Below are 12,971 nucleotides of genomic sequence, written 5' to 3' on the forward strand. Positions count from 1 at the left end.
CTCAGGTAGGCTTGGCCATCATCACCGGGTCGGCAAACTGGGGGCTTGCCTTCCCGGAAGATGTCGGAGTCGAGGGCGTGCGCACGCTGCGGCGCGACATGAGTTTTGAAACGCCTTTCGGTCGTTCCGACAACTGGAAGTTGCTCGAGTTCGATGCCTCGATTTCAGCCGAAGGCAGAGAAAAGCGCGCGTTGTGCATGTATTCGCACGGCAATCCCCGCGACCATATCGACCATTCCTGCCATCGCCGAGCGTTCTGGGTGTTGATGCAAGCGGGTGTGCGGCAGGTCCTCGCCTGCTCGACCGTTGGCGCTGTCAACAAGGCGATCCAGCCCGGCGACATGGTGGTGCCCGCCGACATCATCGAACTGACGCAGACCCCGTTTTCACTGCTTCCGGATCGCCAGAGTTTTGACTGTTCGGGCAAGCAGATCGTATGCCCAAGATGTGCGGCGGTTCTGGTCGAAACGGCCCGTCGCCATTGGCCATCCCGCGTCCATGGCATCGAACAGCAGCTGGTGGCTGCCCATTGCTATGGGCCGCGGCTGACAACGCCGGCCGAAGCCTTGGCCTATCGCGGCATGGGGGCGGATGTGCTCAACCATTCCATCGCCCCTGAGGCCACCTTGGCGCGCGAGATCGGCGCCTGCTTCGTGCCCTGTGCGTTCGTCACGGCGGGTTTTAACGACTATATGGACCGCAACCGCCAGAAATTGCTGCAGGAGGACGTGCTGCCCAATCTGTCCATGACAGCCTCGCTTGTCGCGCTGGAGACCGCCGCGCGACTTCCGGCCAATCCGCAATGCTCTTGCCAGGCTCTGAAGTCGCCTCAACCGGAAGAGCGCTCCAGCCGGTTCTGAGCCCGTGAAATGAGCTGATGCGATGTAGTCGCCGTGAACAATGAAGGCGGATCAGGCTGCTACAGGTTTCTCAGGCAATTGAGCACGATGAGCAGCCACAAAAGCTCCCTGAACCAGTTGAGCAGCGCGCCGGCGGTTGGGCCAAGAGAAGGTCCGGCCCGGCGACGCCTCTCTGCCCGAAGGCATCAGGGGGTCCGTCGTCAGGCCATCACGGCAGGTAGTGGGGATTGACTTTTCAGTGCCGGGAGATGTTTAGATGCCGCCTTCGAAAGGCGCCTCGAAAGGCGTTGTAGGTGACGTATGGGGCGTGAAGCCGTTTCAGTTTATTATGACCGGCCCAACAGCCGTCTAGTGTATGTTGGCCGGCCTGCCGACGAAGGCTTCTGGGATGACCACTGGTCCAATGACGAAGCTGCCAAGGCCGTCCGGCGCAAGGATCGCTTCGTCGTTAAAGAGACGGCCGCCAGATTGCCAAAGGGGGCTAAGGTCATCGACGCCGGCTGCGGCCTTGCCCAGACAGTGTTCGGGCTTCATCACTCCGGCTTTGATGCCTACGGCATCGACTACGCGCCCAGAACGGTCGAACTGGTAAACAGCATTGCGCCAGAGCTAAAGGTTTCACTCGGCGACGTTCGCGACCTTCGCCAGTTCTCCGATGAGTTTTTCGATGGCTGTTGGTCGCTTGGTGTCATCGAGCACTTTTTTGATGGCTATGACCAAATCCTTGCCGAAATGTATCGGGTGCTGCGTCCCGGCGGCTATGCCTTCATCACGGTTCCGTCGATGTCGCCACTGCGCCGGCTGAAGGCGAAGATGGGATCATACCCCTCTATTGATGGCCGCGACCTCACCGGGTTCTATCAGTTCATCCTGTCCCCGGGATCGATCGTCCAGGGCTTCGAGAGACACGGGTTCCGGCTCATCTCGTCAAAGCCTCGCGGGGGCTTCAAGGGAATGAAGGATGAGGCAGGTTTTCTCCGCGCCCCTCTCCAGGTGCTTTACGATATGAAGCAGCCGTTCGCCCGGATGATCAGGGCCGGTGTGGATAGGGTGATTAGCCCACTCAGCTTTCACACCCGCCTCTACGTTTTCCAAAAGCCCAAGTCTGAATCCTGGACGGCATGATGCGTCGATAGGCCGTGTGCAAGGGCACAACGTACATTCCAAGCCACACTACCGCGTAGGCGAGAACAATTGGCCTCATCAGCGCCAAGATATTTTCCGGCGAGTTGCGATGAGCGTAAACACCTAGAATTGCCGCTAGCATCGTGAATAGGAAGAACCCCGTCCCCCGGCTGCGCAGGATCCTGTTGTTCAAGAAAATCAGCGAGAACCCGTAGACCATTCCGCCGGCTACCACTCCGACCAGGCCAAACGTAGACCACCAGTGCGCCCAAAAATTCGATGCCAGTCCATAAGTCGCGTAGCTGATGATCTGGGTCTGGATCAACTCATTATAGCCGGTTCTGTCGAAACCGAATGCTGATGGCATGACCAACAATTGCGCCATGGAATTGCGCAAGGTGTCCCATGCCGGATAGGAAACTCCCAACGCAAGCACGCGTTCGAGCAGCTCATGCGTTTGGAAGGCTTCCCAACCAGACTGAAACGCCATCGTCGACTGCTGTCGAAAACGGAACTGAACGACACCCCAGTTTTTACCGCTATATAGAACGGCTTAGCTAGGAAGATGACGGCGAGGACCAGGGCAGCACCGAACCAAGCCTTGATGGAGAACACAGCACGAAAGATCGGCATTCCCCAACTCAGCGTGACAATGACTCCCACCACGGCGACGACGGGCGTGGTTCGATCCCCGGCGATCATGTTGATCACGATCATTGTGGTGAAAAAGATCGCATAGAGCTTGCATGACCGCGACCAGCCGAAAAAATAAGTAGCGACGATAAGTCCTAAGGCATTGCTCCATTTCCAGATCAGCCATCGGCTTGTGAACGTTGCGAGCGAGAAGGTTCACGTCACGCCTCGTTCGTGGAAACGCGACCATCACTGCTGATGACGGGCAGATTGAAGCGCTCCGGATAGGGATAGACACTGGGCCAGCGATAGACCTTTACGCGATCGGTCGAGAACGGCTTGATCGACACCATGTCGCCTTGGTTCCCGCCCAGCACCATGATATGCCCAGCCTGGTCCTTGCCGACGACAAAGCCGACATGGCCTAAGGCCGCTGGTCGGCGATTTGCGCCAGAAGACGACGACGCAGCCGGCCGCTGGATTGGGTATCTTAACCGGGAGCTTCAGCCAAGCTTGCGCACTGGCATCGCCGACAACCGGCTTGATGCCGGTCTCGACCAGAACACCCCCCACGAAGGCCCCGCACCAGGGCGTTTCATCGTCTTTGAACGGCGCGCCCATGTTCTTCCGCCATTGGAGGACGTGCGGGTTATGTTGCGGGCCGTGGACCTCCCGCTGCCCGAGATACTTTTTGGCAGTCGAAAGCCATGCCGGATCAGACATTGGTGTACCTATGAGTTGTGGGGATTGACTTTTCGGTGCTGGGGTATGTTTAGATGCCGCCTTTGTGGGGCGTACCTATCGAGGACCGGCGCCATGCACCCGTTGGATTTCAGCAATACGTATTTTTACGAGTTCTCTGGCGACGCTGACGCCCTGCCACCACCAGGGACGATGATCCTGATGGAAAGAACCGGCCTCCTGACGCTATCAAAGATGGCGGGCAAACCCGTTGATTGCGATGCCGTTATTATCAACTGGTCACACGATGCCGGGAAATACACGCTTCGCATGGACAGTCTGATAGTGGCGCGAAAAGGCTGGCTGGCCCGGGTCTTTCCAGTTCGCAATGTGGATCGTCTTATTTCGTTTGATCTGCATAGGTTTCACTAAGAGCCGCCATGCTGGACAGACGCCCCAGTTTTGACGAGGACGAGCCTCCGCGCAAGCAAGAATGGTATGATCCATTTATGTTCATCTTGGGCGTGGTAACGCTCTACCTGCTACTGACTACCGTCTTTTGACAACGCGCCACTGTTATCCCAAACAACGAAAAGGTTACTAGATGAGACATTTCATCGGCGCGGCCAGTCGCATGGCCTTTGACCGTCTATCCGCATTGATCGATCGTCGCTGGAACGAGGACCCGTTTGGCAAGTCCCCGCGCGCCTCAAAGCAGGAGTATCTGCGGCTGTTCGAACAAACGCGGCAGGTCGCTTTCCCGGAAATTGATAAGCTCGAGGCAGAAACCGGCTTCGCGATCAGCCGAGAGTGGCTCGACGATCTAGCCCTCCACACCCAGATCACCATCAAGAAGAGTCCACTCGCGTATCCTCACGGACGCGTGCTTTACAGTTTATTGCGACGCTACCTTGCTGAGAACCCGAGTTCTTTTGTCACCATAGTCGAGACAGGTACAGCGCGGGGCTTCTCCGCAATATGTATGGCCAAGGCACTGGAGGACGCAGGCGTCGCTGGTCACATCCTCACGCTGGATGTCCTTCCTCACCATAGAAGCTTCTTCTGGAACTGTATTGACGATCAGGAAGGCAAGAAGACCAGGGCGGAACTCCTCCAGCCATGGCAATCTCTATTGGACAAAATTGTCTTCCTGCAAGGCGACACTCTCTTCCAATTGCCAAGGCTCGGGGTCGATCGGATTCATTTTGCCTTCGTTGACGCACAGCACACTAAAAAGGACGTGATGAAAGAATTCCAATGCGTGTCGCGGCTGCAGGCAAAGGACGATATGATCGTGTTCGATGACGTCACACCCGGCACATTTGATGGCGTTGTTGCTGCCGTCGATGAAATCGAGAAAGCCGGAGAATATTCCATTCGACGGCTGACAGCTTCCCAGACGCGGTCCTATGCTTGGGGTTCAAAACGAGCGTGATGAGACGATGCCGCGGAACCCATCATTCCGGTTAGGCATAGGCTGCATTCCGCGATATTGCGCCCGCAAAGGAATGACGTGCATCGCCAGCCAGACAACCCCGTAGGCAAGAACGATCGGCCTCATCAGCGCAAGGATATTTTCCGGCGAGTTCCGGTGAACATAAACACCTAGAATCGCGGCGAGCATCATGAAAAGGAAGAACCCCGTCCCTTCGCTGCGCAGGATCTTGTTGTTCAAGAAAATCAGGGAGAACCCATAAACCATCCCGCCGGCTACCGCTCCGACCAGGCCAAACATCGACCACCAGTGAGCCCAGAAGTTCGATGCTAATCCATAGGTCGCGTAGCTAACGATCTGAGTTTGGATCAACTCGTTATAACCGGTACTGTCGAAACCGAATGCTGATGGCATCACCAAAAATTGAGCCAGGCTGTCCCGAAGGGTGGCCCATGGGGAATAAGAGACTCCCAGGGCCGTAACTCGCTCAAGCAATTCATGCGTTGCAAAGGCTTCCCAGCCAGACTGAAACGCCATCGTCGACATGCTGTCGAACACGTAGCCGAAGGACTGCCCGGTCTTCATAGCAACATAGAACGGCTTGGCGAGGAAGACGATGGCGAGGACAACCCCACCGCTGAGCCACGCTTTAGGCGATAACACCGCTCGTGATATGGGCATTCCCCAACTCACAGAAAAGATAGCGCCGATCACGGCGATAACGGGCGTGGTTCGATCCCCGGCGATCATGTTGATCACGATCATTGTGGCAAAATAGGCCGCGTAGACCTTAGAGAGTCGGGACCAACTAAAGAAATACGCGGCAACGATCAGCCCTAAGGCATTGCTCCATTTCCAGATCAGCCAGTCGACGCCGATTGCGGACCCGAGTTCCGAACGGCTCTGAAGAAACCATCCGGTGCCCTGCCTCGCCACGTAGGACGCGAATATACCGGCGCTGAGAAGGAAGATCAGCGTAAGGAAACGTGAAACGTAGCGCGGGTGCGGCACCACCCGGATTGGATTTCGAACAATAACGCCAAGCGAATTTGCGATGGCTATGGACGCGGCAAACGATATCCACACGATCGCCATGACACTCGTCGCATGAGCCGAGGCCGGGGCGAAGTGGGCAGCCATTCCGGTCGGCATAACCGGGCTCGTGAGCCCGACCAGAGCCGGTATGGTGTAGGAAAACAGCCCGACAACCCCGATCCAAGGCACGGAGACAGCCGGGAAGTTAATGTAGCAGACAACTATGGCGCCTATCACGGCGGCCCAAAGGACAAGTATCAAGTCGGCTCCCCTCGCTGCATCACGGACGGCGCCGTCATCGTCATCTGTGCTTCTCCAAAGGTCAAGTACACGGCTACGTTAGCGTTGACTATTCCGTTCCGAAAGGATTGTATCGCGCCTCACTTTCCTGAGGCGGACATATGAATTTGAAACCAGATGGTGGGTCGTTGACCTCGATGAAACGCGCTTAGCGACTTGGCTTAGGGACAGGATCGACAATTACAAAGCGAGTCCGCCGGACATAGATTTCACCATTGGCTATCTGGCAGCCCTGATCGATGCCTATCGCCACATTCGAGGCGAAGCAGAGCCGAGGATTAAGGCGGCGATAGCGCTTGTCAATGGGGCACGCTCATGATCACCAATGTAGCCAGAACCGTTCGTGACTACGCGTTTGCAGCCGCAACAGCGGGGAAGAAAAGTGTCACCGTTGAAGGAGCCACCCTTTCCTTGGAGGGTGTTTCTAGCCGTATGCGTTATGTGATGTTTCGCGGCTACGAGACGCGAGATGCTGAGCTTGCCGAAAAGTTCATCACCAAGACAGACAAGGTGATCGAGGCTGGCAGTTCAATCTTCATGGCAATCACCATCATAAAGAACATCGGCGTTTCGCATTACTGCATGGTTGAGGCGAACCCGCGCCTTGGAAAGATCGTGCGCGAAAATTTCCGGCTGAGCAGTGTTCCCTTCCCAATATGGAAGAATGTTGCAGTCAGGGCGTCGGACGGTGAGATCAGCTTCGGGATCAGCAAGAACTTCTGGTCGTCAAGCACACTGGCCCGCGACAATGAGCTGGAGCGCGGCACCGTTCCGATGTTGTCTGTCCCGACCCTGCTGCGCGATCTGCCTTTCTCGCCCAATGTGCTGATCATGGACATCGAGGGCGCCGAAACTTCCATACCGGCCTCCGACTTCTGGCATTTCGACAAGCTCATCATCGAGTTTCACCCGAAGCTTTCCGGCACCGCCGCGACAGATGAACTCAAGCGCGGTATAATTGACCAAGGCTTCAAAGAGGTAGCGAGTGCTGGCGGTACTTCGGTGTTCCTGAAGGTTTAGGTGGTGGCACCCTGTTTCCTAGTATTCGATGAAATCCATAGTGAGTCCAAGACCGTTTATCGCTGCGCCAGTGCCGCCGACATGGACCACAGCGTCGCCCAGTTCTAGGTAAGCTCCCACTGGCGATGCTGTCACACCACCGTCGCATTATGAGCCTTGCCTGTGTGGTCCGCGTTCGCCGGGGACTAAAACTCGTCTCTTACGGAGGATTCCAGCGCCTTTTGGAAGTCACTACGTCCGTTTTGGGAGACGAAATGTTTGGCCCAAGGGTCGAATAAGGCCACGTCAGGCCGCTTCTTTTCCCGGATATTCTCGGCCTGCCTATATGTCTTTTGCTCGTCTGACATTTGTAATCCCAACTGGTAGTGTTCCCGAACCGAACGGACACCTAAACTATGACCAAAGTAATTTCGATATCGTAAACGGTACGCTAGCGGCTCCACCAGACGTTGAGTCAATCTGGACCACGTTAATTGGCCGAGTGCGCTCCAAGGTCTGGTCTGCCGACGGCATGATGCGCTCTGTAGGCAGTGAAGAAGCTGATCATCTCAACTTCAACAGATACGGACATTCGCTTCGTTGGCGCAGCAGGCACCAAGTTCGGTTGCTTCTCGCCTACAGCCATAACCCGATGGAAATTGGAAAGCATCCAGATCTCGTTAGCGTAGTGGCGGGCAGCCAGTATTTCGAGGCTGTCATCCATGAAAACCGGGGTCGACATGTGGGCGAGGACTTCCCCGGCGTCGGTCTCTGCATTGATGCGATGGAGGGTGTTTCCGAGCGGCTGCCCTCTGTGTATCGCCCACTTGAAGGCATCCAAGCCTCTGACGGCTGGAATGAGTCCGGCGTGCACATTGAGTATTTTGCCGCTGTTCGCGAACTCCGCCTCAATGAGATTTGCTCCACACACGAGAAAGTAGTCGTACCTGTCCAGCAGGGCAGGCCAATCGCGGTATGGGTAGACTGATCCGCCCGAAACCGCGGCGATTTGATGCGGGATCGGCCCGGAAAACTGCTCCGGCCGATGTTGGCATAAAACATCGCGATTCGTTCTCCGTGTAAAAGGCATGAGCAGGAAATCGACATCTAGGATACCTTGCTGGTGCAGGGCGTTGTGGACCTGCAACGTTTTTAAGTGAGGGCAGTCGTAGGTAAGTAGACACAGCTTCATTCGGGCAGATTAGCCCAATCAGTTAAAGGGTGCCATCCTCTGTCACCACGCCAGAATACTGTCAACGGGGAGGCCATTCCTTCGATCATCTTCTTCCGACTTCAACACGAGCGTAGCCGATTTAGCTGAAAGCGATCTTCCGCCGGCGCACTGATTGGGTGTTCAGGATCAGATTTTCGATTAAGCAGAGGCAGCTTGCTAAAAGCTCCACGCGTTTTATAGAAATCTTCGATCCTGGGAGTCACTGTCGTATGAAAATTTCATTGAGGCAGCGCAGCGGTTTGCGTTCTCTCGGTTGGACACAGCCATCGACCGTCGATGGAAGTCCGATCCGCTGGGCGCAGGATCGGCAGCCTCAGGACCGTTTCCCGACGCGAATGGCAAGGCGAGGCGACGATCAACGCCCTGGCTAAGAGTTCGTCCTCAGCCTTCCCGCCGATGTCGCTGTCCGCGTGACCGACGACGGCGATGCGGCCACCGTCGACATGCGTTCGGCCTCTCGTTCCGGACGCTACGACCTTGGCGATACTGCGGCCCGTATCGTCGATTTGCTTGCCGAACTGGATCAGGAAGTCGCAGGCCGGGTCGGCACGACCCCGGGCGAACAGTGCTTATGCCATAGGAGTGAAAATGCCGTCGATCGCCGGGTCGCCGTCGGTGGTGATGAGGCCGCACGCCACCAGGTCTTCGAGATGGGCAAGCACCGACAGCCCGGCCGCGCCGTGCAGGCGCGGATCGGTATCCCGGTAGATCGCCGCGACCATCTCCATGATCGTCCGGTCGCCGCTTCTGATCCGCTCCAGGATCGCTTGCTCGCGCATCCTGCGATGCGTCTTCAACGCGCGCATGAAGCTGCGCGGCGCTGTCACCGGCCCGCCATGGCCGGGCAGCAGCAGGCGGTCGTCACGCTCGATCAGCCGATCCAGCGAGGCCATATAGTCAGCCATGGCGCCGTCGGGCGGCGCAACGATGGAGGTCGCCCAGGCCATGACGTGATCGGCCGAGAACAGGATACCGGTTCCTTCCAGCGCAAAGGCTGCATGATTGGCGGCATGGCCCGGGGTCGGCACCGTTCTGATCGCCCAGCCGTCGCCGTCGACCACCATATCGTCGGCAAGCGCGATATCCGGATTGAAGGCGGTGTCGGCGCTGGCGTCGAGCGGATTGATTTCGCCAATGCGCAGTGGCCTCGCCGGCCGATGCGTACCCTCGGCCAGGACAATCGCACCGGTGTGCTGCTTTAGCCGCGCTGCCAGCGGAGAATGGTCGCGATGCGTGTGGCTGACGAAAATGTGGCTGACCGGCCTGCCTGCGATCACCTCGAGCAGTGTCTTGAGATGCGCCTCGTCATCCGGCCCCGGATCGATCACCGCCAGCGTCTCGCGCCCGACGATGTAGCTGTTGGTGCCGTAGAATGTGAACGGGCCGGGATTTTTCGCGGTGATCCGAACCACGTCGGGCGCAACGGTCACGCCCTGGCCGTAGGCCGGGTCGAAGTCTGTGTCGAATTTCAGCGCCATGGCAGTTCAGCCCTGTTCCAGAGGCGGCAAAACCGATGTCGGCAAAACCGATTGCCGCATAACACGGAAGCCAATATAGGAAAACGCAAGGCCGCGATCTGCGGCAGTCCGCAATGAGGAAGACCATGGCAATTGCAACGACGCCGCTTGTTTCTCTCGCTCTGCCTGAAAAGGGCGCGGCCCGCCTGGCGACGCAGCTTTTGCTGGCGATCGTTGGAACGCTGGTGCTGACCTTGTCGGCCAAGACTAGGGTTTTGCTCGGACCGGTCGACATCTCGATGCAGACCCTGGCCGTGTTTCTGATATCAGCCGCATTCGGCATGCGCCTCGGCGTCGCCACGCTGCTTCTCTACATGGCGGAGGGCGCCATCGGCTTGCCGGTCTTCCAGGGCACGCCGGAAAAGGGCCTCGGCATTGCCTACATGCTCGGCTCGACCGGCGGCTATCTTGCCGGCTTCCTCGTCATGGCGGCGATCGTCGGCTGGGCCGCCGATCGCGGCTGGGATCGCCATCCGGTCAAGCTCTTCAGCGCGATTCTGGTTGCCGAAAGTGCCATGATGGCGATGGGCTTTGCCTGGCTGGCGCTGCTCATCGGCCCGGAAAAGTCATGGCAGTTCGGCGTCGTGCCCTTCATCGTCGGCGACCTGATCAAGGTCGCCCTGGCGGCGAGCCTTGTGCCAGCCGTCTGGTCGCTGCTCAGGCGCCCCTGAATTCCTGTCGATCGGGCGCAGCACAGATCGAGTCCCCGCAACCACAGGACGTGATCGTGGTCCCGTTTCCGCGACGGCCTGCTGCGAGTTCTCGTCGAAGCAGGCCACCGCCAAGCGGTCGGTAACACTTTGCTAACGATAACCGTCACACAATGTTCAAATCGACCGATTAAGGACCAGAAGAGCCTGCGGTTCGTCGCGAGTCAGCGTTACCAAGCAGCTACATATCGACACAATTGCTCGATACCGCTGCTGGATAGCTAAAAAGAAAGCGGCGCGATGACTTTTAGGCGCAGCTAAAGTAGTGGACAATTAATAGGATTCGACCAACGGCATCGATTCTCGCGACATGGTTGCTTGCTGGTATTTTCGCGCTGTCGTAACGCTTGCCCCGACCGTGCCAAAGACCGCCGAGAAGGATACTTGTGATCACCCCGGAAAAAACAACTGTTAAGGCGACTTCATCGTTGCAACGGCCCGCGGTCGGCGCCGCAGCGCGCTGGTATGCCCCCAGCGTTTTTCCGGGAAAGGAAGACGTCGCCGAACGGCATCTCCGGTTACAGGGGTTTCACCCGTTTACACCGCGCTGCGAGAGGACCGTTCGTCATGCCCGGCGCGTCGAGACGCGACCGGCAGCCTATTTTCCAGGTTACATGTTCATCGCCCTCGATGTTGCGCTGCAGCGGTGGCGCTCGGCCAACGGAACCTTCGGTGTGCGCTCCCTCATCATGCAGGGTGAACGGCCATTGCCGGCCCCCTCGGGACTGGTGGAGCGGTTCATCGCTCTGACCGGCAAGGACGGCTTGCTTGATTTCAGTGGAGGCCTTACTGCAGGCGCCTCGGTTCGGATTCTCTCAGGTCCTTTCGCGGAGATGATCGGTCGCCTTGACCGGCTCGATCCAGCCGGAAGGGCCCCAGTCCTGGTTGCCATCATGAATGGCGAGATCCCTGTTGACATGGATTCAAGGGAACTCGTTGCGATCGCGTAGCGCCACCATCAAGGCGCCGTGATGTAATTGTTGTGGTATCCGCTCTCGGGGATTCACCCTGGAGTGCGGTAGCCGTCGGTTGATAAGACTTGCGCTCTGCGAGATCGCCTCATCCGCGCCGATTGGGAGTACGTGGCATGCGAATAACAATGATTGGTGCCGGTTATGTTGGGCTTGTCTCGGGCGCCTGTTTCGCCGACTTTGGCCATCAGGTCTGCTGCATCGATCGCGATCCAGAAAAGCTTGCCATGCTCAAGGGCGGCAAGATACCAATCTATGAGCCAGGGCTCGAAGAGCTCGTCACGACCAACGCTTTGCAAGGTCGCTTGCGTTTCGACGACAATCTGGCGGACGCGGTTTCTCAATCGGATGTCGTCTTCATTGCCGTGGGCACGCCGTCGCGACGTGGCGACGGTTTTGCCGATCTATCCTTTGTTTATGACGCGGCGGCCGAAGTAGGCCGGGCGCTGAAGGGATTTACGGTCGTTGTGACGAAATCGACGGTGCCTGTTGGTACTGGTGACGAGGTCGAGCGAATTATCCGCGAGCAGAATCCAGCGGCCGATTTTGCGGTGGTCTCCAATCCGGAATTTCTTCGCGAGGGATCGGCGATCGACGATTTCAAGCGACCTGATCGCATCATTGTCGGGACCGACGCCACAGCGGCCAAGGCAGTGATGGGCGAGGTCTACCGTCCGCTCTCGCTGAATGCCGCGCCGATTTTCTATACGAGCCGACGTACGGCGGAGCTTACCAAATATGCAGGGAATGCATTTCTGGCGATGAAGATCACCTTCATCAACGAAATTGCCGATCTCTGCGAGCGGTTGGGAGCCGATGTGCAGGACGTCGCGCGGGGCATCGGCATGGACAATCGCATCGGCGCAAAGTTTCTTCACGCGGGGCCGGGCTACGGCGGCTCCTGTTTCCCGAAAGATACGCTAGCGCTGGTCAAGACAGCGCAGGACGCGGCAAGTCCCATCCGGCTTATTGAAACGACGGTCTCGATAAACGACCAGCGTAAACGGGCGATGGCGCGCAAAGTGGTCGATGCCTGCGGGGGCTCGGTTCGCGGCAAGACCATTGGTGTCCTCGGCCTTACGTTCAAGCCAAACACCGACGATATGCGCGACGCCCCCTCATTAGCCATCATTCAGGCGCTGAAGGATGCGGGCGCTTCGATCAAGGCGTATGACCCGGTCGGCATGGAGCAGGCGCGCAAGCTGATCGACGGCATTGAATTCGGGGACAGCGCCTACGCGGTAGCCGACGGCTCCCATGCGATAGTGATCGTCACCGAGTGGAATGCCTTTCGGTCATTGGATCTCAAGCGGCTCCGTGCACTCATGGCGATGCCAGTGATGGTTGACCTTCGAAACGTTTACCGAGGTGAGGATGTCGTGAAGGAAGGCATAGCCTATTCGAGCGTTGGCCGAGAGCGGCATCTTGTCAGGTGAATGTCAGGTTTTCGTAGGACCCGGTTCGCGAGTGG

Annotated in this window: 13 protein-coding genes and 1 pseudogene; 8 read left to right on the forward strand and 6 right to left on the reverse strand. The window is 57.7% G+C overall.

The genetic code is table 11. The features are described from left to right. Positions 1-11 precede the first annotated feature (11 nt). Both AC0L3D_RS05130 and AC0L3D_RS05135 read left to right on the forward strand, forming a co-directional pair. On the forward strand, positions 12-860 hold the full coding sequence (locus tag AC0L3D_RS05130; protein ID WP_473643317.1) for a phosphorylase family protein: 849 nt from the start codon (positions 12-14) through the stop codon (positions 858-860). A 300-nt stretch (positions 861-1,160) separates the two neighbouring features. After that, the gene (locus AC0L3D_RS05135; protein WP_473643319.1) at positions 1,161-1,985 is read left to right on the forward strand and encodes a class I SAM-dependent methyltransferase; all 825 of its coding nucleotides are present in this window, start codon (positions 1,161-1,163) and stop codon (positions 1,983-1,985) included. Here the strand turns inward: AC0L3D_RS05135 and AC0L3D_RS05140 are convergent. The 3 genes and pseudogenes from AC0L3D_RS05140 to AC0L3D_RS05150 all read right to left on the reverse strand — a co-directional run. Next, complete coding sequence (locus tag AC0L3D_RS05140; protein ID WP_473643321.1) at positions 1,924-2,475, reverse strand: hypothetical protein; 552 nt, start codon at positions 2,473-2,475, stop codon at positions 1,924-1,926. The two genes, AC0L3D_RS05135 and AC0L3D_RS05140, sit on opposite strands and share 62 nt — an antisense overlap. A gap of 364 nt (positions 2,476-2,839) precedes the next feature. Next, positions 2,840-2,998: a hypothetical protein gene (locus tag AC0L3D_RS05145; protein WP_473643395.1), complete on the reverse strand. Its 159-nt coding sequence runs from the start codon at positions 2,996-2,998 to the stop codon at positions 2,840-2,842. Positions 2,999-3,122: 124 nt separating this feature from the next. Further along, positions 3,123-3,341, reverse strand: a pseudogene (locus AC0L3D_RS05150) (C40 family peptidase); the annotation flags it as partial. 93 nt (positions 3,342-3,434) lie between these two features. Here AC0L3D_RS05150 and AC0L3D_RS05155 point away from each other — a divergent pair. Next, positions 3,435-3,731 carry a hypothetical protein gene (locus tag AC0L3D_RS05155; protein WP_473643323.1) on the forward strand — a complete coding sequence of 99 codons (297 nt, stop codon included), beginning with the start codon at positions 3,435-3,437 and terminating at the stop codon, positions 3,729-3,731. Between the two features lie 172 nt (positions 3,732-3,903). Next, entirely contained in the window at positions 3,904-4,734 is an 831-nt protein-coding gene (locus AC0L3D_RS05160) for an O-methyltransferase (RefSeq protein ID WP_287181990.1), read from the forward strand. Here the strand turns inward: AC0L3D_RS05160 and AC0L3D_RS05165 are convergent. Continuing rightward, positions 4,720-6,030 carry a hypothetical protein gene (locus AC0L3D_RS05165; RefSeq protein WP_473643325.1) on the reverse strand — a complete coding sequence of 437 codons (1,311 nt, stop codon included), beginning with the start codon at positions 6,028-6,030 and terminating at the stop codon, positions 4,720-4,722. The genes AC0L3D_RS05160 and AC0L3D_RS05165 overlap by 15 nt on opposite strands. A 354-nt stretch (positions 6,031-6,384) precedes the next feature. On the opposite strand from AC0L3D_RS05165, the gene AC0L3D_RS05170 reads away from it, so the two are divergent. Next, positions 6,385-7,089, forward strand: a complete 705-nt coding sequence (locus tag AC0L3D_RS05170) for an FkbM family methyltransferase (protein ID WP_473643327.1) — start codon at positions 6,385-6,387, stop codon at positions 7,087-7,089. A gap of 469 nt (positions 7,090-7,558) precedes the next feature. Here AC0L3D_RS05170 and AC0L3D_RS05175 read toward each other — a convergent pair whose 3' ends face one another. Together AC0L3D_RS05175 and AC0L3D_RS05180 are read right to left on the reverse strand one after the other, a co-directional pair. Next, the gene (locus tag AC0L3D_RS05175) at positions 7,559-8,260 is read right to left on the reverse strand and encodes a formyltransferase family protein (protein ID WP_473643329.1); all 702 of its coding nucleotides are present in this window, start codon (positions 8,258-8,260) and stop codon (positions 7,559-7,561) included. Positions 8,261-8,871: 611 nt separating this feature from the next. Next, a complete protein-coding gene (locus AC0L3D_RS05180) occupies positions 8,872-9,780 on the reverse strand; it encodes an MBL fold metallo-hydrolase (protein ID WP_473643331.1) in 909 nt (302 codons plus the stop codon). A gap of 125 nt (positions 9,781-9,905) precedes the next feature. Between AC0L3D_RS05180 and AC0L3D_RS05185 the strand changes: the two genes are divergently transcribed. From AC0L3D_RS05185 to AC0L3D_RS05195, 3 genes are all read left to right on the forward strand, one after another. Further along, entirely contained in the window at positions 9,906-10,490 is a 585-nt protein-coding gene (locus AC0L3D_RS05185; RefSeq protein WP_473643333.1) for a biotin transporter BioY, read from the forward strand. 425 nt (positions 10,491-10,915) lie between these two features. Further along, the gene (nusG, locus tag AC0L3D_RS05190; protein WP_473643335.1) at positions 10,916-11,479 is read left to right on the forward strand and encodes a transcription termination/antitermination protein NusG; all 564 of its coding nucleotides are present in this window, start codon (positions 10,916-10,918) and stop codon (positions 11,477-11,479) included. A gap of 137 nt (positions 11,480-11,616) precedes the next feature. Then, on the forward strand, positions 11,617-12,936 hold the full coding sequence (locus AC0L3D_RS05195; RefSeq protein WP_473643337.1) for a UDP-glucose dehydrogenase family protein: 1,320 nt from the start codon (positions 11,617-11,619) through the stop codon (positions 12,934-12,936). The last annotated feature ends 35 nt before the right edge of the window (positions 12,937-12,971 follow it).

Source organism: Mesorhizobium sp. WSM4837 (genome assembly GCF_055811435.1).

Excerpts from the sequence above, each read along its gene's own strand:
- AC0L3D_RS05180 (WP_473643331.1), bottom strand. The coding sequence starts at position 9,780 with ATGGCGCTGAAATTCGACACAGACTTCGACCCGGCCTACGGCCAGGGC.
- AC0L3D_RS05155 (WP_473643323.1), top strand. The coding sequence starts at position 3,435 with ATGCACCCGTTGGATTTCAGCAATACGTATTTTTACGAGTTCTCTGGC.
- AC0L3D_RS05145 (WP_473643395.1), bottom strand. The coding sequence starts at position 2,998 with ATGGTGCTGGGCGGGAACCAAGGCGACATGGTGTCGATCAAGCCGTTC.
- AC0L3D_RS05140 (WP_473643321.1), bottom strand. The coding sequence starts at position 2,475 with ATGGCGTTTCAGTCTGGTTGGGAAGCCTTCCAAACGCATGAGCTGCTC.
- AC0L3D_RS05170 (WP_473643327.1), top strand. The coding sequence starts at position 6,385 with ATGATCACCAATGTAGCCAGAACCGTTCGTGACTACGCGTTTGCAGCC.
- AC0L3D_RS05185 (WP_473643333.1), top strand. The coding sequence starts at position 9,906 with ATGGCAATTGCAACGACGCCGCTTGTTTCTCTCGCTCTGCCTGAAAAG.
- AC0L3D_RS05160 (WP_287181990.1), top strand. The coding sequence starts at position 3,904 with ATGAGACATTTCATCGGCGCGGCCAGTCGCATGGCCTTTGACCGTCTA.
- AC0L3D_RS05135 (WP_473643319.1), top strand. The coding sequence starts at position 1,161 with ATGGGGCGTGAAGCCGTTTCAGTTTATTATGACCGGCCCAACAGCCGT.
- AC0L3D_RS05195 (WP_473643337.1), top strand. The coding sequence starts at position 11,617 with ATGCGAATAACAATGATTGGTGCCGGTTATGTTGGGCTTGTCTCGGGC.
- AC0L3D_RS05175 (WP_473643329.1), bottom strand. The coding sequence starts at position 8,260 with ATGAAGCTGTGTCTACTTACCTACGACTGCCCTCACTTAAAAACGTTG.